This window comes from Pseudomonas alkylphenolica (assembly GCF_004025535.1).
In the GTDB taxonomy this organism is placed as follows: Bacteria; Pseudomonadota; Gammaproteobacteria; order Pseudomonadales; family Pseudomonadaceae; genus Aquipseudomonas; species Aquipseudomonas alkylphenolica_A.
Genome location: NZ_QJRG01000047.1, coordinates 1,115,743 through 1,142,384, shown reverse-complemented (window position 1 = coordinate 1,142,384; position 26,642 = coordinate 1,115,743). Strand labels below are relative to the sequence as shown.

Here is a 26,642-nt window from a genome sequence, read left to right as displayed (position 1 = left end):
GCTCCTTACGCCTGGCCGAGGCGAATCAACGCATCGACCGCGGTGGTGCCCTGGGCACCGACCATTAATGGGTTCACATCCAGTTCCAGCAGTTGCCCGGCGTTTTCGCAGGCGTAGTCGGCAACGGCGCGAATCGCCGCGACCAGGGCATCGAGGTCAGCGTGCTCGCGGCCTCGGAAGCCCTGCAGCAGACTGGCGCTGCGCAAGCCGAGCACGGCTGCGCGAATGGCGCCGTCAGTGGTCGGCAACAGCAGGGTCTTGCTGTCCTTGAGCAACTCGACGAGGATGCCGCCAGCACCGATTACCAGGGCCAGGCCAAAGTCGTTTTCACGCTTGATACCGACGATCAGCTCGGCCAGTGGCGCGCTGGCCATCGGTTCGAGCAGCACCTGGTCAAACGCCACATGCGGCGCATACGCACCAATGCGTGTGCGCATCTGCTGCACCGCGTTGTCCAGCGCTTGCGCATCGCGCAGGTTCAACGCCACGGCCCCGGCTTCGGTCTTGTGCGGCAATCGCGCACTCACGGCTTTGAGTACCAAGGGGTAGCCCAGCGCCTCTGCAGCCTTGACGGCCTGCTCGACGCTGCTCAGTACGCCAGCGGGAACCGGCAGGCCGAAAGCCTTCAATGCCTGTTTGGAATCCCACTCATTGAGCAACTCGCCCTCACCTGCCAGCGCTTGCGGGCACAGCGGCACCAGCGCCGATTCACCGAGTTCGAGCAAGGCCTGACGACGGCTCTGGTAGGCGGCGATCCGCCCCCAGGCTGCCAGCCCATCCTCAACCCCTTGCAGCGCCGCAATGCCATGGCCATGCAGGCGTTCGCGGGCACTGGCCGGCAGCAGCTCGGGGAAGGCCGAGGTGACAAAACCGATCTTGCCGTGGCGCTTGAGGGCGGCGCTGTACAGTTCCAGCAGCAGGTCGCACTCCTTGCGCTCACCCGTAAATTCGGCCGGGTAGTCGAGCACCAGCATGGCCGCATCGGCCTCGCTGCGCAGGGCGCTGTCGAGCATGCGCTCAAGGGCGGCGCCGTCGCCCCAGATGGCCGTGGTGAAGTCCAGCGGGTTGACCAGGTTGGCGTACGCCGGCAGTACCTGAGCCAGCTCATTGACCTGACTGATGTCGAGTTTGGGCAGGCTCAGGTCGTTGCGTTCGGCGTAGTCGGCAATCAGCCCGGCATCACCACCGGAACAGGCCAGGGCGATCAGGCTGCGGCCGTTGGGCAGGTTGCCACAAGCGGCAGCCTTGAGGGTTTCGGCGAAACTCACCGGGCCGCTGACGCGGATCACCCCCAGGCGCTGGAACAGGCTGTCGTAGAGCGCATCGGAACCGGACAGCGAACTGGTATGACTGAGGGCCAGTTCGGCACCAATCTGCGACACCCCGGTTTTCAGGGCGATGATCGGAATGCCCTTCTCCAGTGCCTTGTGCGCCGCACGGGCAAAGCCTGGCACGTTCTTCAGGCCTTCAAGGTGCAGGCCGATGGCAGTCACCCGCGGCTCATCGAGCAGCACATCCATCAGTTCGGCGATGCCCAGCTGCGCCTGGTTGCCGACCGAGGCCATGTAGGCCACCGGCAACGAGCGGTCGCTCATCGACAGGTTGTAGGCGAAGTTGCCGCTCTGGGTCAGGATCGCCACGCCCTTGTCCACCGCCTTGCCGCCATGTGCCACCGGCCACAGCGCACTGCTGTGCAGGTAGTCGAGCAGGCCGTAGCAGTTCGGGCCGAGCAAGGCCATGGTGCCGGCGGCCTTGAGCAGTTGCTGTTGCAGCGCCTGCCCTTCGGCCCCGGCTTCGGCAAAGCCCGAGGCGTAGCAGATCGCCCCGCCGGCATCGATGGCGGCCAGTTCGGCGACGCAGGTGAGCGTCAGTTCACGGTTGGTAGCGATGAACACCGCGTCCGGGCCGCACGGCAACTCGGCCACGCTACGTACGCAAGGGATGCCATCAATGCTGTCGTGCTGCGGGTTCACCAGCCACATCTGGCCCTGATAACCGCCTTCGGCACAGCGCTTGAGCGCGCGGGCCATGCTGCGTCCGCCGACAAAGGCCAGATGACGTGGGGCCAGCAGGCGCTTGAGGTTGTCACGAATCGACTGCGACATAGGAGTTCTCCGACCCGATCAACGCAACAGTGGGCGCAACAGTTCGCGGGAAATGATGTGCCGCTGGATCTCCGAGGTGCCCTCCCAGATCCGCTCGATCCGCGCATTGCGCCAGATCCGCTCGACCGGGCCTTCATCCATCAGGCCCATGCCGCCGAAAATCTGCACGGCTTCGTCGGCGACCTTGCCCAGCACTTCACTGGCAAACAGCTTGGCCATACCGGCCTCGCCGTCGGTCATGCTGCCCTGGTCCATCTTCCAGGCGGTGTGCAGGGTCAACAGCTCGGCAGCACGGATCTGCGTGGCCATGTCGGCCAGCTTGAACGACACGCCCTGGTAGGTACCGATCGGCTGGCCGAACTGCTTGCGGTCCGCCGCCCATTGCAGCGAGACATCCAGTGCGCGCTGAGCCTGGCCGACGCAGTTGGCCGCGACCATCACCCGCCCGGCGGTGAGCCAGGCGTTGGCCACTTCCCAGCCCTTGCCCACTTCGCCCAGCACCTTGCTGGCCGGCACGCGGCAATCGTCGAAAAACAGCTCGTAGGTGTGATAGCCGCGGTTGCTCACGCACTTGGGGCCGCGGCGAATGGTCATGCCGGCGGTACCACGGTCGACCAGGAACGCGGTGACTGCGTTGCGCTTGCGGCCGTTGTGCTCATAGGTGTCGGTCACGGCAAAGACGATGGCGAAATCGGCATGCCCGGCGTGGCTGATGAAATGCTTGCTGCCGTTGAGGACGAAATCGTCCCCTTCACGCACGGCACGGGTCTTGATTGCGTTGGCGTCGGAACCGGCGCCCGGCTCGGTCAAGGCAAAGCAGTCGACTTTCTCGCCCTGGATGCACGGCAGCAGGTAGTCATTGATCTGCTCGCCCTTGCAGGCCATGAGAATCTTCGACGGGCGCGCGACAAATACATGCACCGCCCACGACACTTTCGACAGCTCACGCTCGATCAATGCCTGGGACAGGTAGTCGAGACCGCCACCACCGACTTCTTCGGGCATGTTGAACGCGTAAAAACCTGCAGCGATCGCCTTGCCGCGAATCTGCGCCGCCAGCTCCGGCGACACTTCATCGGCGCGATCGACAGCTTCCTCGTGGGGCAGCAGCTCCTTGGCAACGAAACTGCGTACCGCTTCCACCAACATTTCTTGTTCTTGGGTCAGTTGGAAATTCATGGAATTTTCCTGAAGAAGGTTGTGTAAGTACTTATTTTCCAACAAATTTTGCTGCGCGCCTTTCGACCGCCGCACGCAATGCCTCGTTGCCATCCTCACTGCGTCCGCACAGCAATCCAGCAGCCAGTTCCGCCTGCAGCTGTTCGCCGAGGGTGCGTTGAGCACCCTCGCGCATCAGGCGTTTGGTCTGGGCGAAGGCGAAGGTCGGGCCATTGGCCAGGCGCCCGGCCAGTTCGGCAGTCGCCGCCAGCAACTGGTCATCGGCGCACACCTCACCGACCAGCCCGGCGGCCAGTGCGCGCTCCGCGCCCCACAGCTCATCAAGGAACAGCAGGCGCTTGGCTTGCTCGCTGCCGATCAGCCGTGGCAGGTGCCAACTGGCCCCGGCGTCAGGGCTGTAGGCCATGCTGGTGTAACCCGCCTTGAAACGCGCCGAAGCGGCGGCCACGCGCAGGTCGCAGCACAGGGTCAGATCCATCCCGGCACCGACGGCAGTGCCGTTGATGGCGGCAATCGTCGGTTTGTCGAGGCTGTGCAGGCGTTGCATCAGAGCGTGGGCGGTCTCGGTCCAGCCGTAGCTTTCCAGCGCGCCACGGGCTTCGGCTTCAGCCCATTCGGCGAGGTCTGCACCGGCACAGAAACTGCGCCCGCTGCCGGTCAGCACCACCACCCGCACCGCTGGGTCGGCGTTGCAGTCATCGAGCAAGGCATGCAGCTTCTTCAGGCTGGGGATGTCCAGCGCGTTGCGCTGATCGGGACGGTTGAGGGTGATCCAGGCGACATCTGCTTCGACAGTGCTCAACAGTGACGGGGAAGTAGTCATGGGAGGCCTCGAATTATTGTGGTTGGCGTGAGGGGTAGGACTTGAGGCCATACTAAACGAGTGTTCAACAAGGAAACAATCGGGCAAAATCTTTGATGTAACAGATTAAAAACATCGTGCAAGTAACTGTTTTTATATAATTTTTATAGAGATTTAAGTTGTTTCCCAAGAACAGCTGTTACAACTTCGCACAACTGCCACAGGCATAAAAAAACGCGACAGGCGTCTGTCGCGTTCTCGGGTGGATTACGAGCGCGAAGCGCTCACCCGGGGTTGCTGTTAAACCGAAGGCGCCAACACCACCTGGCGCTTGCGGTGAATCATGAAGTACGCCGCGTAACACACTGCGATAAAACCAAAGCCCCAGTACAACGAAGGCCGCTGTGTCTCATCCAGCGCCAGGAACACGAACAGCGAGCTGCACAGGGTGATGCACAGCAGCGGCACCAGTGGATACAACGGTGCCCGGTACTTGAGGTCGCTCAATTTGCCGCCGTCGCGCAGGAACGCCTTGCGAAAGCGGTACTGAGCCAGAGCAATCACGATCCAGGTCACCGTGCCGGACATCCCGCTCACCGCCATCAGCACCATGAACAGGGTGTCGGCAGCGACAAAGCTGGTCATCAGCGACACCAGCGCAAAGCACAGGGTGATGCTCAGCGCCCGCAACGGTACACCGCGGCTGCTCAGCGGCGACAGGCTCTTGGGCGCCATGCCGGTCTTGGACATTGCCCAGAGAATCCGCGTCGACGCATACAGCCCCGAGTTGCCCACCGACAGAATCGCCGTGAGGATCACAAAGTTCATCAGGTCGGCCGCGTAGGGAATGCCGACCATGTCGAACACCTGCACGAACGGGCTTTCCATCAGCCCAGCCTGCTGCCACGGAACAATGGCCGAAAGCACCACAATCGCCAGCACATAGAAGATCAACACGCGGAACACCACGTTGCGCACAGCACGCGGAATGCTCTTCTCCGGCTGATCGGTCTCGCCCGCTGCCACGCCCATGATCTCGCAGCCCTGGAAGGCATACACCACGGTCATCATCACCGCGAACACCGCCGACAGGCCGTTGGGGAACAGCGAATCACCGATCAGGTTGTTCATCATCGGCGCCGGCGCCCCGCTGGTCAGCGGAATGGCACCGAAGATCACCAGCACGCCAACAATGATGAAGCCGAGGATCGCCGCCACCTTGATCCCCGAGAACCAGTACTCGGCCTCACCAAAGGCCCGGGTCGCCAGGGCGTTGAGGCCGAACAGCACCACCACGAACAGCGCCGACCAGTACCAGATCGGCACCTCGGGGAACCAGCGCACCATCAGCATGCCGGCGGCGGTGAACTCCAGCCCCACCGTGGTCGCCCAGCTCATCCAGTACACCCAGCCGATCATGAAACCGGTGGCTGGCCCGATGTACTTGGTGGCGTGGGCCTGGAACGAGCCGGATACCGGCATCTGCACCGACAGCTCACCCAGGCAGACCATCACCAGGTACATCAGGAAACCTGCTACCAGGTAGGCCAGGATCGCGCCCACCGGCCCGCCCTGGTTGATGGTGACCCCCGAGCCCATGAACAGCCCGGTACCGATCACGCCGCCCAGCGACAGCATGAAGATATGCCGGCTTTTCAGTGCCCGTGTCAGGTGGATGCCTTTACGTTCGGTCGAATCAGTCATGTCGGCACCTCAACAGTGGTTGACGTGCGAAGGGGAAATACGAAAACGCGAGGGTCGATCAGCTTGACGATGGTTCATTATTATTATCTCCAATAAGCGTCGAAGACCGCGTGCAGTGCGGTTAGCGTCGATTATTGGAAAGCGATGTAAGGTGCTGTTGTACGTAAAGATCGAAGATGTAAAAAGTCGTAAGTTTTTTGTACATCAGCCCTGCAACAGGCGTTCGAGGGTCTGCAGTGCCTGCTGCATCTGCAGGGTCATCGGCGTCACCAGGCGCTGTATCGCGCCCGCGTCGTTGCACAGTGCCGCCTCTTCAAGCTCACGCAACGCGCTGGCCAGCCCGCGAAAGCCGAGCGAGTCGCTGCTACCGGCCAGGCGATGTGCCAGGTGGGCAACCTCGGTGCAGTCACTGGCTTTGAATGCTTCGCCGAGCGCCTCCTGGTGTTGTTCGATGGCTTCGCGTAACACCGACAGCAGCCCCTGCACCTTCTGTTCGCCAAGCAGGTTGCGATGGGTGCCCAGCAAAGACCAGTCCATGACCTGATCAAGCTGCACCGCCTCGACCAGCGGCGCCTCCTGCGCCAGCGCCTCGCGCAAACTGTCCAGCTTCAGCGGCTTGGCCAGAATGCCTTGCATGCCAGCATCCAGGTAGCTGCGGACCAGCGCCGGCTGGACGCTGGCGGTAAGCGCCAATATGCGGCTATCGCGATTGGGCCCGGGTGTTGCGCGAATCTGCCGGCACAGCTCGACACCGCTGATGCCCGGCAGATGCACATCGAGCAGAATCAGGTCGAAGCGCCGTTGACTGCACAGCACCCGCCCCTGTTCGGCTTCCTCGGCCAGCCACACCCGATGGCCGTCACGGCGCAGCAGGCCCTGCACCACTTCGCGGTTCAACTCGACGTCCTCGACCACCAGAATGTCCAGGGCAGGGACCACTGGCACCACAGGCTGCGCGATGTCACTTGGGCCTGAACGTTGCAATGCCAGCTCAAACCAGAAACAACTACCCTGCCCCTCGACACTTTCAAGCCCGATCCGCCCACCCAGCTTCTCAACCAGGTGTTTACAGATCGCCAGGCCCAGACCCGTGCCGCCGTACTGCCGGGCTACCGCCTCGCTGGCCTGGACAAAACGATCGAAGATCTTTGCCTGCATCGCCGGGGCGATGCCGATACCGTTGTCACTGACGCTTACCCGCAGTTGCTGACGGTCGCTCTGCTCGCCCAGCACCTGAACCTTGAGCATTACCTGCCCGGCACTGGTGAACTTGATCGCGTTGGCCAGCAGGTTGCTCAGCACCTGACGCAGGTATTGCTCCGCGCCTTGCTGACGCGCCGCCAGCTGCGGATCGATTTCACACGACAGTGCTGTGCGGTTGCCCAGCGCCCGGGGCTCAAGCAGGGTCATTACTTCGTCGCACAACTGGCGCAGGGAAAAACCGACGGCTTCCGGGTGGCTTTCGCCCTCTTCCAGGCGGGCGAAATACAGCACTTCGTTGAGGATGGTCAGCAGGCCTTCACCTGCTTTGTACAAGGCGTCCAGGCGCTTGCTGTCCTGTCCGTGCAGTCCGGCACCGCGCAACAGCTCGGCCATGCCGAGAATGCCATTCAGTGGAGTGCGCAGTTCATGGCTCATGGTGGCCAGAAAGCGTGATTTGGCCAGGTTCGCCGCTTCAGCATCGTCTTTGGCACGCATCAGGCTGGCGGTGCGGCGCTCGACCATTCTCTGCAGCTCGTCGCGCTTGTCCTGCAAGGCCAGGCGATCTTGTTCACGCCGCTCGATATCACTGAGAATCGCCCCACGCATGTCTTCCAGCGCAGTGGCCACGGTATCGATTTCGTCGGCGCGCGCCGAACGCCGCTTGCCCAGGCGCAGCGGCTCTTGCCAGTCGCCGGCACCAATGCGCCGGGCAAATTCGGCCATCACCTGCAGGTGGCGCGTTACCAGGCGGTAGAACAACCCCGATAACGCCACCGCCAGGCCGCACAGGAACACACTCATCCACAACAGGCTGGCCAGCCCGGTGGCGAACAGGCGTCGATGCACGGCGCCCAGATCAATGCTCACTTCCAGTTCACCCAGGTGCCGCAGCGGCCCCGAAGGTGGTTGAAAGTCCAAGGCAAAGCGCTCGATGCGCAACGGCCCCGGCGGGTTCGCCTCACCCTGCAGGAGGTTGAAATCGGTGCTGCTCAGGCGCACTCGGGCGACATCGGAAAAGTCCACCAGCCCGCGCAGTTGCACATTGAGCTGCTCCTGGTCGAGGTCCCACAGGCTGCGCTCCAGGCTCGCCAGGTAGCCGCCGCGAATCAGCGCCATGCGCGCGTCGATGTCGCGCATCTCGCGTCGGTACTCGAAATACAGCTGCACGCTGCTCGCCAGCACGGTAAAGCACAGGCTGAACAGCAGGATGAACAGCAGCAGGCGCCGCAGCAACCCGCCGGTCGGTACGCGCTTCATCGGGCATCCGCCGGCAGGTTGACCATGTCGCGGTAAGTGACCTCGCTTTCGCGCAACCAACGCTCGATTTCACCAGCGTCGGCCATGCGCTGCAGCTGTTCGTCGATCTGCGTCATGCGCTGGCTCAGCTCACTGTGGCGAGATACCGCGACACGCAGATAGTCCACGCTCAGCGCCGTAGGCAGCACGCGGATGTCTTCGGCACCCGGCAGACGCTCGATGTACAGCTGGCCAGTGCGCCGTTCCTGAATGACGAAATCGATACGCCCGCGGATCAGTTTGCCGAAGTTCTGCTGGCTGGAAGACACCCATTCGATGTTCTGGTGTTTGGCCACCAGGCGGTCGAACTCGGTGCCGTAGCTCTCGCCGAACAACAGGCCGCCGCGGTAGTTGGCCAGGTCATCGAGGTGGTCGAACTTCACCGGGCGCTGACGATTGAAAAACACCGCGACTTCTTCGCGCAGCACCGGCACGCTGGAGAAGCGCATGCTCTGGTTACGCTGGTCACTGTCGTAAGCCAGAACTACATCCACCCGCCCCTCGGCAGCATCGAGCAGGCAGCGCTTCCAGTTCCCCAGCACCACGATCTCCACTTCGTAGCCCAGCCGCCCGAACAGCTCGCGCACCACGGTTGGCGCCAGGCCGCGTACCTGCCTGCCATCGCTCCAGGACACTGGCGGATACACCGGGTAGTCGCAATAGCGAATGCGTTCGGCGGCCTGCGCCGGCAAGGCCAGCAGCAGCGACAACAGCAGCCCGGCCAGGCGCCACATGGGTGTCAGGCCGCCACGCTGGCAGTAAACAGGTAACCGGCGCCATGGATGGTGATGATCAACTGCGGCTCGGCCGGATCATCGTGCAGCTTGCGCCGCAAGCGGCCGACCAGCACGTCGATGGAGCGGTCGTTGGGCACCCACTCGCGGTTGCGGATCTGGTCCATCAACTGGTCACGGCTCAAGGTATGGCCGCTGTTGCGCAGGAACACGCTGAGCAACTGGTATTCGCCGTGGGTCAGCAAGGTTTCCGCACCCTGGGCGTCGATCAGGCGACGGCGGTCGACATCCAGCGCCCAGTCGGCGAACTGTTTGAGCACATGGGTATTGGCGGCAACGGGCCGCGAAGCCTGGGCATGACGCACGCGACGCACCAGGTTCTTGGCGCGAGACACCAGCTCACGGGGGTTGAGGGGTTTGATCACGTAGTCATCGGCGCCGCACTCAAGGCCGACGATGCGATCAATGTCGTCGTTGCGACCGGTGATGAGGATGATCCCGACCTCCGAGCGCACGCGCAATTCGCGGGTCAGGGTCAGGCCGTCTTTGCCTGGCAGGCGGATGTCGAGCATCACCAGGTCGACATTGTGGCTGGCCAGGAACTGCTCGGCCTGCTCGGCGGTGTCGGCACAGTGGACGTCGTAGCCTTCCTGAGACAGGTAGGCGTGCAGCAAGTCGCGAATAAGCGGATCGTCATCGACGATCAGTACCCGAGGCGTCATTGCGTGTTGTCTCTTATAGGAATTGTTTTGTAACTCGCGACCGCAGACTACCCATTGTTGAACAATCGATCAACAGCCCTCGGACAGGGTGAAACGCCGACGCCCGCCTGCTTGCAGTCCGTCGACCCAGGCCTCGCAGATCTGCACGCCCTGCTCCGGGGTAAAGGTGCCGGGGTTGAGTCCGGACTCCAGCCACAAGCCGTCAAGCAAGGCGCTCAGGCTGATGGCCGCAAGGTCGGCGTCAAACGCCTGCCAGCCCTCATCGGCCGCCAGGTCACGCAGCAGCCTGCCCAGTTCATTGCGGTACTCGCCGTAGGAGTGGTCGTGCACCTGGTTGATCGCTTCGGCGGTTTTGACCGCGCCCCAGAACGCCAGCCAGGCGTCCAGCAGTTGCGGGTCGAGCAGTTCGGCGCAGAACGAGGCGCGAAAAAACGCCGACAGTCGCTCGCGGGCATTCGGTGCGGCCCGGGCCATGGCTTCGCGAATCAGGCCCATGACCCGGCCGGTGACCGCCATGTAGGCTTCGGCCACCAGTTCGTCCTTGCCTGAATAGTGGTGGCTGATCAGCCCCACCGACACCCCGGCCTCGGCCGATATCTTGCGAATCGAGGCGCCCTGAAAGCCGTGACGCTTCAGACACACCAGCGTTGCTTCGACCAGGTTGGCCTTGCGCAACTCCGGGACCATACGGCTATAACGGGCTTCCTGGCTCATCGGCGGCTCTCATCGGAACTGGGGGAGATCAGCGGCCTCCCACTCACAGTTGAACGACTGTACAACAAGTCGTGCTCAGTCGCGATAGTCCGGTGCCACCCGTTCCAGCAACCGCAGCAAGGCTTTCCAGGCCAGCTGCATGCCGTCCGGGTCACTCAGCTCGCCTTCCTTCAGAGGCCGCGCAGGCTCGTTGAATTGCCGTTCGGTATGGGCGCAGACAGCATCAGGCGGCAGCACAATTTCACCAGCCGCCTGGGCTGCCAGCTGAATTTCACAGGCTTTTTCCAGGTAATACATGCGCAGGAACGCCTGGCTTACGCTCTCGCCCACCGTCAGCAACCCATGGTTACGCAGCATCAGCACCGGCTGGTCGCCCAGGTCGCGCACCAGGCGCTGCTGCTCGTCCATGTCCAGTGCCACGCCTTCGTAGTCGTGGTAGGCCACCTTGCCGTAGAACTCCATGGAGATCTGGTTGACCGGCAGCAGCCCGCACTTGAGCGCGGCCACCGCACAGCCGGCCTTGGTGTGGGTATGCAACACGCACTGGGCGTCTTCGCGGGCACCGTGAATGGCGCTGTGAATCACGAAGCCTGCCGGGTTGACCGGGTACGGCGACGGCTCCACGGCGTTGCCGTCGAGGTCGATCTTGACCAGGTTGGAGGCGGTAATTTCATCGAACATCAACCCGTAGGGGTTGATCAGAAAGTGATGCTCGGGGCCCGGAATGCGCACCGAGATGTGAGTAAAGATCAGGTCGGTCATGCGAAAGTGCGCGATCAGCCGGTAGCAGGCGGCCAGTTCCTGGCGCAGGCGCACTTCGGTGTCAGTCGGATGCATAGTTGTTGTTCTCAGGCAAAAGGCTGGCCAGACAATAGGGCTGGACACCCGGCGGTGTCCAGCCATGGCAATTTACTTGCTGGCCCAGGCGTTGAATCGCTCTTCGAGCTCATCACCATGGTCGACCCAGAACTCGACGTTCATCGCCAGGGCGCCTTCAAGGTTCTGTTTCGAGGTCGGTACCCAGTTGGCCAGCTTCGGATCGAGCTCTGCGGCAGCCACGGTATTGGTTGGCCCGTACGGGATCGCGTTGACGTAGCGCACCTGAGTGTCGGGCTGGTTGGCGAAGGCGATCAGGCGCTTGGCCTGGTCGGCATGCCGCGAGCCCTTGATGATTGCCCAGTAGTCCATGCCGTACAGGCTGCCCGGCCAGACCACGTCCAGCGAACTGCCCTCTTGGGCTGCGACTGCGATGCGGCCGCTGTAGGTCGAGGTCATCACCACGTCGCCGGCGCTCAGCCATTGCGCCGGTTGCGCACCGGCTTCCCACCACTGGATATAGGGCTTGAGTTCGGTGAGTTTGGCAAAGGCGCGGTCGACACCCTGCGGGGTGGCCAGCACCTTGTAAACGTCTTCGGCCTTGACGCCGTCAGCCATCAGCGCGAATTCCAGGTTGTACACCGCGCGCTTGCGCAACCCACGCTTGCCGGGAATCCTCTGCACGTCCCAGAAATCGGCCCACGACGCTGGCGCCTGGGCCAGCTTGTTCCGGTCGTAGGCAATCGCCACGCTCCACACCAGCACCGCTGACCCGCACTCCTGCGCAGCGTCCGGGATCAACTGGTCGGCACGCCCGAGCTGGGCCCAGTCGAGGCGTTCATACATGCCCTCTTCACAGCCGCGCATCAGGTCCGGGGCCTCGATCATGACCAGGTCCCAGTCAACGTTGCCGGTGTCGACCATCACCTTGATCCGCGCCATTTCACCGTTGTATTCGCTCTGGATCAGTTTGCTGCCGTCCTGGGCGCTGAACGGCTGGAAGATCGCCGCATCCTGGGCTTTCTGGCCGGCGCCGCCGTAGGCGACCACCACCATGTCCGGTGCCGCCTGAGCGCTGCCAAGACCAAGGGCGAGTAACCAGGGCGACAGTTTGAGCAGGTTCAATGTCATTGGTGGATCCTCATGCTGGTACCGCGTCAGACGCGGTCCGTTTTCTTGTTGTTGTGAGGTGTGCCCCAGGACGCGGGGTGAATCGAAAACTAGTCAAAGGCCAGTAAAAAAACAAGTTGATTTTTTACTAGCGCTACACTTTTATAGAAAAATAAAAACTACAACCCGCTGGAGCCTGAACCGCATGACGACCTTCACGCACCTGTTCGAACCGCTGCACATCCGTGGCAAACGCCTGAAGAACCGCATCATGTCCAGCGGCCACGACACCTCGATTCCCACCGACAACCTGGTCAACGACCGCCTGATCGCCTACCACAAGGCCCGCGCCGAAGGCGGTGTCGGCCTGATCGTGCTGCAGGTCGCCGGGGTCCACGACAGTGCGCGCTACACCTCCCATGTGCTGATGGCCACCGATGACGCCTGCATCGAAGGCTACCGCCAGCTCGCCGAGACCTGCCATGCCCATGGCACCGTGGTGCTGTCGCAGATCTTTCACCCGGGCCGGGAAATCATGGAGTCCAGCGATGGCCTGCTGGCGGTGGCCTATTCGGCATCGGCGGTGCCCAATGAACGCTTTCGGGTGATGCCGCGGGCGCTGGACCAGGGCATGATCGACGAGATCGTGCAAGGGTATGCCGACGCCGCCCGACGCCTGCACCAGGCGGGGCTGGATGGCGTCGAAGTGGTTGCCAGCCACGGCTACCTGCCGGCGCAATTCATCAACCCGCGAGTCAACCGCCGCAGCGACGCCTACAATGGCGAGCTGGAGCAGCGCTTGCGCTTTGTTCGTGAAGTGATCGCCGCCGTGCGCGCCGCCACCTCGGCAGACTTCATCATCGGCTTGCGCATCAGCGCCGATGAGCGCGATGCCGAGGGCCTGACCGAAAGCGAATCGCTGGCTGCGGTACAGGCACTGCAATCGACGCTGGACTACGTGCACATCGTTGCTGGCACCTCGGCCTCCCTCGGTGGCGCAGTGCATATCGTCCCGCCGATGGCCATCGAGGCGGCCTACCTGGCGCGCGAGGCCGGTACCTTCAAAGCCAGCCTGTCGATTCCGCTGTTCGTTACCGGACGCATCAACCAGCCGCAGGAAGCCGAACTGATCCTGGCCCGTGGCCAGGCCGATGTCTGCGGCATGACCCGCGCGCTGATCTGCGACCCGCAAATGCCGAACAAGACCGACAGCGGCCACGCCGAAGATGTACGCGCCTGCATCGCCTGCAACCAGGCCTGCATTGGTCATTTCCATCGCGGCCTGCCGATTTCCTGCATCCAGCACCCGGAGACCGGACGTGAACAGCAGTTTGGCCAGCTGCACCCTGCCCCGGTGCGCAAACGCATCCTGGTTGCCGGTGGCGGGCCGGCCGGCATGAAGGCCGCCGCCGTGGCGGCAGCGCGCGGGCATCAAGTCACGCTGTACGAAGCCAGTGCGCAGCTGGGCGGCCAGGTACTGCTGGCGCAACTGCTGCCACGGCGCGCCGAGTTTGGCGGCGCCAGTACCAACCTGCAGCGTGAGATGCAGCTGGCCGGGGTCGAGGTGGTGCGCAACACCCGCGTCGACCGGGCGCTGGTGGAGCGTGAACAGCCGGACCTGGTGATCGTTGCCACTGGCGCCGAACCCTACTGGCCAGCATTCGAGCGCGGCGGTGAGCTGCAGGTTGTCGATGCCTGGCAGGTACTGCGCGAGGAAGTCACGCTGGGCCGCTCGGTGATGGTGGTGGATTGGCGCTGCGACTGGATCGGCCCGGGTATCGCCGAACGCCTGGTGCGCGCTGGCCACCAGGTGCAACTGGCGGTCAACGGTACCCATTGCGGCGAGAGCCTGCCGCTGTACGTCCGCGACCAGATGGCCGGCGAGCTGCACAAGCTGGGCATCCCGATCACTCCCTATGCCCGCCTTTATGGCTGCGACGACAACACCGTGTACCTGCAGCACACGGCCAGCGGTGAGCCGATGATCGTCGAAGGCATCGACACCCTGGTGTTGTGCCAGGGCCATCAACCGGTCGACAGCCTGGCTGGCGAGCTCAACGGTGTGGTCGAGGTGAAACGGATCGGCGACTGCCTGGCCCCACGCACCGCCGAAGAAGCCATTTACGAAGGATTGAAGGTCGCCTGGACGCTCTGAGCCTGTTTATACTCCGGGGCTTTGCAGCGTGCGCGGTATGGAGCCCCCAATGAGCAACAGCAGCAAGACGCCGCCCGCCGGCGCCGTTCCCGGCCAGGAAGGCGCCGCAGCACCGCAGTTCCTCGGCACCCGCATCCGTGGCCTGCGCAAGCGCCGGGGCATGACCCTGGCCGAGCTTGCCCGGCAGAGCGAGCTGACCGCCGGCTACATCAGCCAGCTGGAGCGCAACCTGTCTTACCCGTCGATTCCGGCGCTGTTCAATATTGCCCGTAGCCTTGGCGTCACCATTCAATGGTTCTTCGCCAGCGAAGCCAGTACCGCCCCTGAAGACAACGGTTATGTGGTGCGCAAAAGCAGTCGCCTGAGCGTGCATTACGAAGACGGCATCGTCGACCAGCTGCTGACCCCGCAGCCCAACCGCGAACTGGAGATGCTCCACTCGCGTTTCCCGCCCGGCACCTACAGCCAGCAAAGCTATAGCCACGAGGGCGAAGAAGCCGGTTACCTGTTGTCCGGCAGTTTCGAACTGTGGGTGGGCGATCGTTACTTTCAATTGAGTGAAGGCGACAGTTTCAGTTTTTCCAGCCAGGAGCCGCACCGCTACGGCAACCCTGGCGACGTGGATGCCGTGGTGATCTGGGTCATTACGCCACCCACCTTCTAACCCCCAGACAACAACAATAAAGGCTTGCCATGAACGACCTGATCACCCGCGACCTGAACAACGGCTTGTTGACCTTGACCTTCAACCGGCCCGACAAGCTCAACGCCATGAACAACGCCATGTACAGCCAGCTGGGCGACCAGTTGCTGAGCGCCAGTGAAGACCCGCAGGTGGACGTCATCATCCTCACTGGTGGCGCGCAGTGCTTCAGCGCCGGCAACGACCTCAAGGACTTTCTCGACAACCCGCCCAGCGACATGGACAGCCCGGTGTTTCGCCTCATGCGCATCGTCATGGCGCTGGACAAGCCATTGATTGCGGCTGTCAGCGGCGCAGCCATCGGCATCGGCACCACCTTGCTGCTGCATTGCGACCAGGTACTGGTCAGCCGCTCGGCCAAGTTGCGCATGCCGTTCGTGCCGTTGGGCCTGTGCCCGGAGTTTGGCTCCAGCCTGTTGCTGCCGCGCATGCTCGGGCATGCACGTGCTGCCCGCTTGCTGTTGTGCAATGAGTTGCTCAACGGTGAACAGGCCGTGCAGTGGGGGCTGGCCAACGAACTGCATGAAGACGGCGAGCAGTGCCTGGACGCTGCCCGGCAACTGGCGCAGCGCCTGCAACGCTTGCCGCAGGCAGCGCTGCGGGTGAGTAAGCGCTTGCTGAAGGACACTCATCGTGCAGAACTTGAGGCCTGCGTTGAACGTGAAGGCCTGCTGTTCATCGAACGCCTGCATACTCCCGAGGCGAAAGCGGCATTGCGGGCGCTGGTCAAGGACTGACGCCCCGCAGGCAGGTGCGCTACTCGCTCAGCTGGCTGTCAATGACGATGGTGCCGCTGAGCAGTTTGTGTACCGGACAGGCGTTGGCCACGCCCAGCAAGCGTTCGCGCTGGGCGTCATCCAGTTCGCCGTGCAATTCGATGACGCGCTTGATCTCGGTGCGCTGCGGCTGGGTTTTCTCTTCCTTGACGATGTCGAGCAGCACATGCACGTGCTGCAACGGCCATTCCTTGCGCTTGGCGTACATCGACAGGGTGATCGCCGTACAGGCGCCCAGGGCCGACAGCAACAGCTGGTGCGGATCGGGGCCGCGATCATGGCCACCGAGCGTTTCGCTTTCATCGGCCAGCCACTGGTTGACGCCAGCAGACAGGTTGACGGTGTAAGGGATCTCACCCAGCTCGGCGTGGACAGTCGAATCGGACATCGGTGGTGGCTTCCTTGGCGATGGCCAGGCCAACGGGGCCTGGCGCGAGTGTGCTAACACTAGCGCCAGTCCCGGCCCAAGGAAAGCCGGTCAGGCAAACAGGCCGTACAGAATCGCCGACAGGGTGATCAGGCCGATCAGCACCACGAACACATTGGACGCGCGACCCGAGTACTTGCGCAGCGACGGCACTTTGTTGATCGCATACATCGGCATCAGGAACAGCAGGCAGGCGATGATCGGCCCACCGAGGTTCTCGATCATGCCGAGGATGCTCGGGTTCAGGGTTGCCACCGCCCAGCAGGCCAGCACCATGAACAGCGCGGTCATCTGCTCCAGGCGCTTGGCCGACAGCTGCTTGCCACGGCTGCGCAAGCTTTTCACGATCATGCCCTGAAAGCCTTCACTGGCGCCGATGTAGTGGCCGAGGAACGATTTGGTGATTGCCACCAGCGCAATCAGCGGTGCGACAAAGGCAATCACCGGAGTCTGGAAGTGGTTGGCCAGGTACGACAGGATGGAAATGTTCTGCTGCTTGGCAGCTGCCAGGTCGGCCGGGCTCAGGGCCAGCACACAGCTGAAACAGAAGAACATCACCGTCAGCACCATCATCACATGGGCGAAGGCCAGAATACGGCCGCTCTTGTGGTCGGCCTGCTCGCCGTAGCGATGCTTCTGGTCCACGGCAAAGGCCGAGATGATCGGCGAATGGTTGAACGAAAACACCATCACCGGGATGGCCAGCCACAGGGTCTTGATGAACGCATCCATCGGCATGCCGTCGGCAGCCTGGGCGAAGAAGGCGCCGTTCCAGTTGGGAATCAGGCTCAGGGCCAACAGCAGCAAGGCGGCGACAAACGGGTAAACCAGCAAGCTCATGACCTTGACGATGATGCCCTGACCACTGCGCACCACCACCATCAGGCCGCAGATCAGCAGCAACGACAGCAGCGCCCGCGGTGGCGGGGTCATGTGCAGCTGGTGCTCCATGAAGTTGCCCAGGGTGTTGGTCAGCGCGACGCTGTACACCAGCAGGATCGGGAAGATGGCCAGGAAGTACAGCAAGGTGATCAGCTTGCCCGCGCCGACACCGAAGTGTTCTTCAACCACTTCGGTAATGTCTTCGCTGGCGCCGCGCTTGCCGGACAGCACAAAGCGGGTCAGGCCGCGGTGCGCGTAGTAGGTCATGGGGAACGCCAGCAACGCCAGGACCAGCAGCGGCCAGAAGCCCCCTACCCCGGCGTTGATCGGCAGGAACAGGGTGCCGGCGCCGATGGCGGTACCGTACAGGCCCAACACCCAAGTGGTGTCGTGGCGGTTCCAGGTCGTGCTTTGTGCAGGCGCAGCAGCACCCACACCGAGGTTCGTGGTGGTGTTTACATCAGTCATCGATATTGCCTTGTAGTTGTTTTTGTTGCTTATGAACGAACTGCGTTGTTGCAAAGGGGTACAGCTGTAGGAGCGGATTTATCCGCGATGGGGGCGCACCATTCGACAGGAACGGCGCGGCCTTTACAGATTCAGCACTCGACGAAGGCGACCGCCAGGCCGCCGCGCGAAGTCTCCTTGTAGTTGGCATGCATGTCGGCACCGGTGTCGCGCATGGTGCGGATCACCCGGTCCAGCGAGATGAAGTGCTCGCCGTCACCGCGCAGGGCCATTTGCACGGCATTGATGGCCTTGACTGCGGCAATGGCATTGCGCTCGATGCACGGCACCTGCACCAGGCCGCCGACCGGGTCGCAGGTCAGGCCGAGGTTGTGTTCGAGGGCAATTTCGGCTGCGTTCTCCAGTTGCATGGGCGTTGCCCCCAGCACGTCGGCCAAGCCGGCGGCAGCCATCGAGCAGGCCGAGCCGACTTCACCCTGGCAACCCACTTCGGCACCGGAGATCGACGCGTTCTTCTTGCACAGGATGCCAACGGCGGCAGCGCTGAGCAGAAAATCGACCACGTCGCTGTCGCAGGCGTCCGGGTTGAACTTCATGTAGTAGTGCAGCACCGCCGGGATGATGCCCGCCGCTCCGTTGGTGGGCGCGGTGACCATGCGGCCACCGGCGGCGTTCTCTTCGTTGACCGCCAGGGCAAACAGGTTGACCCACTCCATGGCGCTCAGGGTCGAACCGATCACGTTGGGTTTGCTCAGCACCTGCAGGCTGCGGTGCAATTTGGCTGCGCGGCGCTTGACCTTGAGGCCACCCGGCAAAATGCCCTCGTTGCGCAACCCGTTGTCGACGCACTCACGCATCGCATCCCAGAGTTTGAGCAGACCGCTGCGCACTTCGGCCTCGGGGCGCCAGGCGCATTCGTTGGCCATCATCAATTGGCTGACACGCAAGTCGTGCTGTTTGCACAACGCCAGCAACTCGGCGCCACTGTCGAAGTCATAGGGCAGCTTGACCTGCTCGGCGCTGTCGTCCGCGGCGTCAAGTTGCGCCGCTTCGACAATGAAGCCTCCCCCCACCGAGTAGTAGGTTTGATGCAGCAGCGAAGTGCTCCCGGCGAACGCCTCCAGGGTCATGGCATTGGGGTGATACGGCAGGTTCTCGTCGAGCAGCAACAGGTCACGGCTGCAGTCGAAATCGATGGCATGACGTCCGTCCAGCGACAACACCCGGCTCTCCTGTAGCTGACTGATGAGCGGTTCAATGCGCTGCGGGTCAACCTGGTCGGGCCACTCGCCCATCAACCCCAACAGGCAGGCGCGATCGGTGGCATGACCGACCCCGGTGGCCGACAGCGAGCCATACAGGCGAACCTCTACCCGGCTGACCTGCGCCAAGAGTCCGCCCTCACGCAGGGCCTGGGCAAAGGTCGCAGCCGCCCGCATCGGGCCTACGGTATGGGAGCTTGACGGCCCGATACCAATTTTGAAAAGGTCGAAAACACTGATAGCCATGCTAATGCCTGCACGCTCAGGCAACGGTTGTCGCGCTGCGGCGTTGTGAAAAAATTGATGGGTGTCGCGAAGTTGCGCGATACTGCCCGGTCACTGGGACGTTGACCAACGAATCTTTCTAAGCAAGCCTTTAGCAGAACTAAACGATGAGACGACAAATGAATGGCCAGACCTATGTCTGGCTGCACGTGTTTTCCTGCGCGGCGCGGCATTTGTCGTTCACCCGTTGCGCCGAAGAACTGCACATCACCCCCGGGGCAGTCAGCCAACAAATCCGACAACTGGAAGAGCGCCTGGGGTTTCGCTTGTTCCTGCGCCGCGCGCGGGGTGTCGAGCTGACCGCCGAGGGCCAGCGTCTGGCACAGACAGTCAGCGAAGCCTACGGCAGCATCGATGCCGAACTGCGCCGCCTGGACGCCGGCGAGATTCGCGGCACGCTGCGCTTGCGCTCGATTCCTTCGTTCCTGGCCAAGTGGCTGACTCCGCGCCTGCCGCGCCTGCAACAGCGCTACCCGGACATCCAGCTGCGCCTGGTGGCCGAAGACAGTAGCCAGGCACTGCATGAAGGCGATTTCGACCTGGCCATCGACCTCAACGACGGCAGCTACCCGGGCATGCATTCGACGCCATTGCTCGACGAGCTGATTTTCCCGGTGTGTTCGCCAACCTTGTTACGTGGCCGCCCGCCATTGCACGGCCCGGCCGACCTTGCCCACTACCCGCTGTTGCACGACATCACCGCCTGGCGCGGTAGCTCCGAATATGCCGAATGGGAGTTCTACCTCGACGGCATCGGTGCCGCTGGGCTCGATGTGCGCCGCGGACACACCTTCAACCGCAACCACCTGACCATCGAAGCGGCAATTGCCGGCATCGGTGTGGCCATCGCCCGACGCACGCTGCTGAACGATGAACTGGAGCGTGGCACCCTGATCGTGCCGTTCGGCCTGCCGATCGCCAACCACAAACGCTACGTGTTGCTGTATCCGCCCGGCGGCCTGGCCCACCCGAGCGCCCGCGCCGTGCACGACTGGCTGGTAGAAGAAGCGCAGGTCTTTCGCGCCCAGCATGCGGTGGCGTAAAGGCTTTATAGATTTACCACCTGCGCGGGCAGGCACTGCGGCCTGATGCCGTCCTTTGACCAAGGAGCATCAGCATGAACACGACACCACCGCTCAATCCGCACCTGCTACTGATCAAGCAGCAGCTCCCGTACTGGAGTTGCCACGCAACGGAGGACAACTGGCGCGCGCTGGGCCAAGCGCTGACGCCCGCCCAGGGTTTTGCCGATAACCTCACCCCCTGGTTTGCCAATGCCGCTCCCGACCTGCGTGAAGCCGTCCTGGCCAGCAGCGCTCGCCTTGATGCTGCTCAGCAGGCGCTGGCACGGGCACTCAAGGGCCTCAAGCAGATCGCTGAATTTGCCGAGCCGCTACTGACCGATCGCCTGCTCAGCGACCATCAACTGGACGCCCCCGTGCGCACCACCGAGCTGATCCGGATTCGCCACCTCTACACCTGGCAAACCTACGTCAGTCAGCATGAGCGACACAGCCTGCTGGAGGCTGCGCTGCAGAATTTTGCCGACGACATCAGCTTCAGCCCGGACAGTGCACTCGCCCTGGCGGGCGACATCCAGGTCAGCAAGACCCAGGTCATCGGCAAGGCGCCCCTGGGTGACAACGACACCCTGGTCGACTACGCCATGGATTCCGAGGCCTATGCCGTAAAGGCCTTGCCCCTTACTCCGGATGAATTCGCCCGGACCTGCCGCGACCTGGACATTGGCCAACGTTATCAGCAACACCTGACTACCCTGTACGCCCGCACGGAGGTAGCCCCACTTGCCATGACTATGTATCGGGCGCAACTGCAGCTGGACGCAGACCTCGCCTTCCTGCGTCATCACCTCGATGGCGCGGCGATGGATGCGCTGCTTGTCCTTGCCGAAGGCCCGGGCACTCTGCCTTGCCAGCAACTGAGCCTGTTCGGCCTTACACTGCAGGAGGCAGTCATCATCGACACCGGTACTGCCGGCCTGTTGCTGCACCTGCCGGGACATACGGCGGCGCTGCGCCAGTTTCCCGACCTGAACCAGTTGCACCAGCAGTTGTGCCAGGACTTGCTCGACCCGACCTCGCGTCAACGCGTGAGCAGCTACCTGGCGCACGACCTGCGACCTGCTTTTCTCTCCCGCCTGCAGCAAAACCTCGATGCCACAGGCGTCACCCCAACCGACCAGCACTGGCCACTGCGCAAGGGTGCCGACCTGCATCTGGAATTGCTGGCGATTGACGCACCGCTGTTCAGCTTTCACCACGACCAACAGGTGGCGCGGCTAAAAGCCGAGGCACGCCTGCTGGCTGTACCCACGGCCGACGCCGACGAAAAGGCGCGCCGTCGACGCCTTGCACACTGGGAAAGTGCTGGCTTCAACACATTGATGGTGGCCGGATTGTTCGTGCCGCAGATCGGTGCATTGATGCTGGCCGTCACCGCCTATCAACTGCTCGACGAGGTGTACGAGGGCTACGAAGCCTGGAGTATCGGCGATCGCCATGAGGCGTTGGCACATGCCAGGAATGTGGGCCTTAACCTGGCACTGATCGCTGGTTTGCATGTCGTCGGCAAGGGTATCGGCAAACTCGCCAGCAGCGTGCTGATGGAGGAACTGGAGCCCATCACCCGGGCCGATGGCAGCCAGCGCTTATGGCGACCCGAGCTGGCGCCTTACCGCAGTTCGCAGGCATTGCCTATCACGCTTGAACCCAACACCCAAGGCCAGTTCATCCATCACGGCCGTTTTCTCATCCGCCTGGATGGCGCTCTTTACGAACAGCGGCTTGACGTTGCGCTCAAGCGCTGGCGCATCGTCCACCCAAATCAGCCAGACGCCTACCAACCACTACTCGAGCACAACGGCGACGGCGCCTGGCGACTGCAAGTCGAAGAGCCGCAGCGCTGGGACGACGGCCAACTGCTACGCCGCCTGAGCCCGCAGCAGAGCAATCTGGACGACACCACGCTGCACCAGGCCATGACCATCAGCGGCGTTACCCGGACACAGTTGCAGGCGGTGTACTTGAGCGGCGAGGCGACACCGCCGTTGCTCCTCGATACCCTGGAGCGCCTGGCATTGGCGCGCCGCCTGCCCGACCTGAGAGGCCCGACACTGGAGCACGAGTATGCCGGCACTGCGCCCAATGCTGGCGAACAGCGCTTATGTGCCGACTTCCCTCGGCTCACCACGCCACTGGCCCGACGATTACTCGGGCGTCTGGCACCTGAAGAACTGGCTGCGTGGAGCGACCAAGGCACCCTGCCCACCTGGTTGCGCGTGCAAGCCGAGCAGGTGAATGCCGATCTGCCGCTGGTGCGCGCATTGGAAGGGCTGTACCTGCCACAATTCGCCAATGCCGACAGTGATCGCCTGCTGTTCGCCTGCCTTGAGCGCCTTCCGGACTGGCCAGCCGGCCTGCGCCTGGAGCTGCGCGGCGCCCGCCCCGATGGCCCGCTGCTGGCAACAGCGGGAGACACCCAGGCGCAAACGCGCCAGATTGTGCTGAAGTCCGGCGACGGTTACGCAGTTTTTCGCGCTGATCTATCCGTTGCGGGCCGTCAGGCTGCTGATCCTTTGCCGGCGATCGTTGACGCCTTGCCCAACTGGCCAGGTGATGAGGGCGTAGAGACGTTGCGCAGCCAGCTCCAGACCGAAGCTGAAAGCAATCGACAGGCCTGGCCTCGCACGCTTTGGGGTATGAAGTCTCACGCCTTTTCCAGTACACCCGGCCTGCGCGGCGGCGCACCGCTGGAACCCCTTGCGCCCCCCTCGCCGTTTCGCACGTCGCTGGCCGCTCGCCTGCGACGGCTTTACCCGTACATGAATGACGAACAGATCGAGGACACCCTGGCCAACTGGCGCAGGCGCATGTCCAGTCCAGAGGCTGAAATCCGGGCGCGTGAACAGGCCCTTCAAAGCCAGCGTGAACAGCTCAACGGGTGGGCCTACGGTGTGCCACGCCGCGCGCGGGCCGTCCAGCGCGTCATCAACGCCTGGCGCGAAGTACCCTCGGTGTTACTGGAAAACGGCGAACGGGTACGGGGCCTCGACTTGTCCAACCTCGACCTGGAGAACGAAGACCTGAGCACGCTCGCCCAGCTAAACGATCTGCCGTCTGTCAGACGCATCGTCCTCGATGGCAACAGCGAGTTGAGCGACTGCCCCGACGCCTTTTTTGCACGCTTTGCAGAACTGGAAAGCTTGCGCCTTAGTGATTGCCGCTTCGACCGTTTGCCCCAGCTTGATGATCCACAGACATTGCAATGGCTGGATATGGACGGCAACCGCATTACCTGGGATGACAACGCCCAGGCGACCCTGGAACGCTTCCGTGATCTGCGCATTCTGGACCTTTCCAACAATCCCCTGCTGCGCTCGCCCAATTTTTCCCTGCCTGCCGTGCCACAACTACGCGCCCTGTTCTTGCGCGGCTGCAGCCTGACCGAACTGCCGCAAGGGCTGGCAGACATTCGGGCGCCCATCGCGCTGGACCTGTCGGACAACCAGTTCACCCACCTTCCAGCAGATCTCGTCTTGCCCACCGTGAACGCTCAAGCGATGCGCCTTGAAAGCGACTGGCTCAGCACTCGGGTCACCGAGCAAATAGTGGACTACCACCGCAGGTTTGGCGTCGACCTGATGATTGACGACGCCGACTATGACGAGCTGCTCGAAGAGGCCACCCCCGAACAACTCGACCTATGGCAACAGCTCCCCTTAGCGTACCGTCGGGCGCTGCGTGAACTGCCTAATGACGAGCGCTTCCTCACCAACCCGCAGCAAGCGAGAGCTGATTTCTGGCCGCGCATCGACCTGTTCGTCAACGACCCCGTGTTCCGCGAACTGGCCCTGTCCCAACCTGCTGAAGACCTGTTCGAACTCCCGTTCTGAGTACGCTTACGGCACCACTTGCCAAGGCACAGGCAAGCGGTGCCGTTGAGGGTTCTGCGCCATCCACTGCTGCAACTCGGCCGCCGGCATCGGCCGCGCCATCAGGAAACCCTGGCCCTGATCACATCCGGCATTGCGCAGGTAGTCGTACTGGGCCTGGGTCTCGATGCCTTCGGCCGTGATCCGGAAACCCAAGGCGTGGCCCAGGTCGATAATCGCCCGGGTAATGGCCATGGCGTCATCATCCTCGGGCAAATCCTTGATGAAGGCTCGGTCGATTTTCAGGTGGTCGATGGGTAACGACTTCAGGTAGGCCAGCGAGGAATAGCCGGTACCGAAGTCATCCACCGCCGTTACAACGCCCATGGCCTGCAACTGGGCCAGCACGGCGCAAGCCTGTTGCTGACTTTCCATCAGCAGGCTTTCGGTGATCTCCACCTCAAGCAAGGTCGGTGGCAAATCGTAGCGCTTGAGGCTGCGCGACAGGCTGGCAACATAATCGCTACGCTCGATCTGCAACGCTGCAACGTTGATTGCCACCGGCCCGGGCAGGCAGTCGGCCGCACGCCAGGCGGCAACCTGGGCGCAGGCCAGTTCCAGCACCTTTTCACCCAGAGGAATGATCAGCCCGGTACGTTCGGCCAACGGGATGAACTGTGCCGGGGACACCAGCCCATGTTCGGGGTCGCGCCAGCGCAACAGTGCCTCGGCTCCTTCCAGGCGACCACTGAACAGGTCGATCTTGGGCTGGTACCAGAGCTCGAACTCGTTGTGTTTCAAAGCCCGGCGCAGGTTCAGCTCGAGGCCCAGACGCTCCTGCAGGCGCTGGGTCATATCCGGGTGATACAGCCGCCAGGCGTTGCGCCCGCTTTCCTTGGCCGCGTACATGGCCGTGTCGGCGTGGCGCAACAGACGATCACCGCTGTCACCGTGTTCAGGGTACCAGGCCAGGCCGATGCTACCGGTGACCAGTACAGCGTTGCCTTTAAGGTCAAACGGCTGCTGCAGTGTTTGCAACAGGCCTTGAACCCGCTCGATACAGCCCTGCTCGGTGCCGCTGAGCAAAAACGCAAACTCGTCACCACCCAACCGGCACAGGCTGTCCTGGCCATCAACGATCTGCATGAAGCGCGCCGTCGCCTGTTGCAGCAGCAGGTCCCCCATCGGGTGCCCGAGGCTGTCGTTGACCTGTTTGAACCCGTCGATATCCAGCACCAGCACTGCCAGACGCTCTCCGCGGCCAATGGCGGTGTGCAGGTGCTGGGCGAACAACAAGCGGTTCGGCAGGCCGGTGATCGCGTCATAATGCGCCAGGCGCTGCAACTGGGTCTGCGACTGTTTGAGCTCGCGGTTGCGCAGTTTGATCAAATGGTTGCTGCGATTGAGTTGCGCCACGAACACACTGAACAACCCGGTACAGGTCAGGGCAAACAGGAACAGCGGCGAGGTGAACAGGCTCAGGTTCGGCCAGCCGCCCAGGGGGCTAGCGGCCAATTGCCAGAGCCCACCGGGCACATCGACGTTGATGGTCGCCGGTTGCTGCTCGAAGAGCTTGGGATCACCCCAGATCATCGCCCCGGCCGAGCCTTGACCGTCAGCACCGCGCAAGGCGAATTCAAACCCCGGGTCCAGGTCCAGGCCCGCGGTGCCGAGCAGGCGATCGATGTCCGCGACGATCGAGACATTACCCCAGTACAGCCTCACCCCCTTGTGTCCCTTGAGAAACACCGGGCGCCGATAGACCAGTGCACGACCGCCCTGATACAGCTCAACCGGACCGGCCAGTACCGCTCGGTGGCTGTCGCGGGCACGCTGCAGCATCGGGTACTGGTCGGGCAGATGGCGGTAGTCGATACCGACTACGCTTTGATTGCCCCGCAGTGGATAGACATCGGCGATCACATCGCCCGGGGCCACGGAGATATGGCGGATATGCGGCACCGAAGCGATGGCCTGGCGGGCCATGTCATGAAAGTGCTCGACGCTGATGTGACCGTCGGCACTGATCAACTGGGCAATGCCCTCGGTCTCGCCAAAGGCCGAGCGCAACTGGGCTTCGAGTGCGGCACGCACGCCAGACAAACGTACCCCGGCATTGGCCACCAGCTCGCTCTCCTGGCGCTGGACATCCATACGCCCAAGGACCACCGACAAACTGATACCGATCAACGCAAAACCGATGGGCAACAGGCGATTGAGGGTATTACCCAAGGCGGTTGGCAAAACCCGTTTGTCATCGAGTGCGAGGATTCTTGTGCTCATGGGTCCGTTATTCACATCGAATTAATGTTTTATCGGCGCCATCGGCGCAATGTTGAGCGACGCTGGATTTTTTTAATGCACTGGCGTTATTCTCGAACTGAAACGTTTCACCCACTCTCGTTACA

Annotated in this window: 19 protein-coding genes; 5 read left to right on the top strand and 14 right to left on the bottom strand. The window is 62.7% G+C overall.

Annotated elements, in window-relative coordinates; translation table 11 throughout:
- Window positions 1–5: 5 nt before the first annotated feature.
- The 10 genes from DM813_RS20615 to DM813_RS20570 all read right to left on the bottom strand — a co-directional run bounded on the left by DM813_RS20615 (window position 6) and on the right by DM813_RS20570 (window position 12,406).
- Window positions 6–2,105 carry an acetate--CoA ligase family protein gene (locus DM813_RS20615; protein WP_128325213.1) on the bottom strand — a complete coding sequence of 700 codons (2,100 nt, stop codon included), beginning with the start codon at window positions 2,103–2,105 and terminating at the stop codon, window positions 6–8.
- An 18-nt stretch (window positions 2,106–2,123) separates the two neighbouring features.
- Window positions 2,124–3,284 carry an acyl-CoA dehydrogenase family protein gene (locus tag DM813_RS20610; RefSeq protein ID WP_128325212.1) on the bottom strand — a complete coding sequence of 387 codons (1,161 nt, stop codon included), beginning with the start codon at window positions 3,282–3,284 and terminating at the stop codon, window positions 2,124–2,126.
- A 31-nt stretch (window positions 3,285–3,315) separates the two neighbouring features.
- Window positions 3,316–4,107, bottom strand: a complete 792-nt coding sequence (locus DM813_RS20605) for an enoyl-CoA hydratase/isomerase family protein (protein WP_128325211.1) — start codon at window positions 4,105–4,107, stop codon at window positions 3,316–3,318.
- A 279-nt stretch (window positions 4,108–4,386) separates the two neighbouring features.
- Entirely contained in the window at window positions 4,387–5,790 is a 1,404-nt protein-coding gene (locus DM813_RS20600) for an amino acid permease (protein ID WP_128325210.1), read from the bottom strand.
- 204 nt (window positions 5,791–5,994) lie between these two features.
- Window positions 5,995–8,250, bottom strand: coding sequence for an ATP-binding protein (locus DM813_RS20595; RefSeq protein WP_128325209.1), 2,256 nt, complete (start codon window positions 8,248–8,250; stop codon window positions 5,995–5,997).
- On the bottom strand, window positions 8,247–9,023 hold the full coding sequence (locus tag DM813_RS20590) for a substrate-binding periplasmic protein (RefSeq protein ID WP_128325208.1): 777 nt from the start codon (window positions 9,021–9,023) through the stop codon (window positions 8,247–8,249). Before DM813_RS20590 ends, DM813_RS20595 begins: the two co-directional genes overlap by 4 nt.
- Window positions 9,024–9,028: 5 nt before the next feature.
- The gene (locus DM813_RS20585; RefSeq protein ID WP_128325207.1) at window positions 9,029–9,745 is read right to left on the bottom strand and encodes a response regulator; all 717 of its coding nucleotides are present in this window, start codon (window positions 9,743–9,745) and stop codon (window positions 9,029–9,031) included.
- A gap of 69 nt (window positions 9,746–9,814) precedes the next feature.
- Complete coding sequence (locus DM813_RS20580) at window positions 9,815–10,459, bottom strand: TetR family transcriptional regulator C-terminal domain-containing protein (protein ID WP_128325206.1); 645 nt, start codon at window positions 10,457–10,459, stop codon at window positions 9,815–9,817.
- Window positions 10,460–10,534: 75 nt separating this feature from the next.
- Window positions 10,535–11,296 carry a class II aldolase/adducin family protein gene (locus tag DM813_RS20575; RefSeq protein WP_128325205.1) on the bottom strand — a complete coding sequence of 254 codons (762 nt, stop codon included), beginning with the start codon at window positions 11,294–11,296 and terminating at the stop codon, window positions 10,535–10,537.
- 72 nt (window positions 11,297–11,368) lie between these two features.
- Window positions 11,369–12,406, bottom strand: a complete 1,038-nt coding sequence (locus tag DM813_RS20570; protein WP_128325204.1) for an ABC transporter substrate-binding protein — start codon at window positions 12,404–12,406, stop codon at window positions 11,369–11,371.
- Window positions 12,407–12,590: 184 nt separating this feature from the next.
- Between DM813_RS20570 and DM813_RS20565 the strand changes: the two genes are divergently transcribed.
- From DM813_RS20565 to DM813_RS20555, 3 genes are read left to right on the top strand one after another with little or no spacing between them, the layout of a single operon-like run.
- Window positions 12,591–14,540, top strand: coding sequence for an FAD-dependent oxidoreductase (locus DM813_RS20565; RefSeq protein WP_128325203.1), 1,950 nt, complete (start codon window positions 12,591–12,593; stop codon window positions 14,538–14,540).
- A gap of 49 nt (window positions 14,541–14,589) precedes the next feature.
- Window positions 14,590–15,204, top strand: a complete 615-nt coding sequence (locus DM813_RS20560) for a cupin domain-containing protein (protein ID WP_128325202.1) — start codon at window positions 14,590–14,592, stop codon at window positions 15,202–15,204.
- Window positions 15,205–15,233: 29 nt separating this feature from the next.
- Window positions 15,234–15,980, top strand: a complete 747-nt coding sequence (locus tag DM813_RS20555) for an enoyl-CoA hydratase (protein WP_128325201.1) — start codon at window positions 15,234–15,236, stop codon at window positions 15,978–15,980.
- 19 nt (window positions 15,981–15,999) lie between these two features.
- On the opposite strand, the gene DM813_RS20550 is transcribed toward DM813_RS20555, so the two are convergent.
- The 3 genes from DM813_RS20550 to DM813_RS20540 form a co-directional block, all read right to left on the bottom strand.
- A complete protein-coding gene (locus DM813_RS20550; RefSeq protein WP_128325200.1) occupies window positions 16,000–16,407 on the bottom strand; it encodes an OsmC family protein in 408 nt (135 codons plus the stop codon).
- Window positions 16,408–16,497: 90 nt separating this feature from the next.
- On the bottom strand, window positions 16,498–17,796 hold the full coding sequence (locus DM813_RS20545) for a serine/threonine transporter (protein ID WP_128325199.1): 1,299 nt from the start codon (window positions 17,794–17,796) through the stop codon (window positions 16,498–16,500).
- A 131-nt stretch (window positions 17,797–17,927) separates the two neighbouring features.
- Window positions 17,928–19,304, bottom strand: coding sequence for an L-serine ammonia-lyase (locus DM813_RS20540; RefSeq protein WP_128325198.1), 1,377 nt, complete (start codon window positions 19,302–19,304; stop codon window positions 17,928–17,930).
- A gap of 146 nt (window positions 19,305–19,450) precedes the next feature.
- Here DM813_RS20540 and DM813_RS20535 point away from each other — a divergent pair, with 146 nt between their 5' ends.
- Complete coding sequence (locus tag DM813_RS20535) at window positions 19,451–20,386, top strand: LysR substrate-binding domain-containing protein (RefSeq protein ID WP_128325197.1); 936 nt, start codon at window positions 19,451–19,453, stop codon at window positions 20,384–20,386.
- 74 nt (window positions 20,387–20,460) lie between these two features.
- On the top strand, window positions 20,461–24,255 hold the full coding sequence (locus DM813_RS20530; protein WP_128325196.1) for a dermonecrotic toxin domain-containing protein: 3,795 nt from the start codon (window positions 20,461–20,463) through the stop codon (window positions 24,253–24,255).
- Between the two features lie 6 nt (window positions 24,256–24,261).
- Here DM813_RS20530 and DM813_RS20525 read toward each other — a convergent pair whose 3' ends face one another.
- Window positions 24,262–26,517 (bottom strand): putative bifunctional diguanylate cyclase/phosphodiesterase, encoded by a 2,256-nt coding sequence (locus DM813_RS20525; RefSeq protein ID WP_128325195.1) that lies wholly within the window; start codon window positions 26,515–26,517, stop codon window positions 24,262–24,264.
- Window positions 26,518–26,642: the final 125 nt, after the last annotated feature.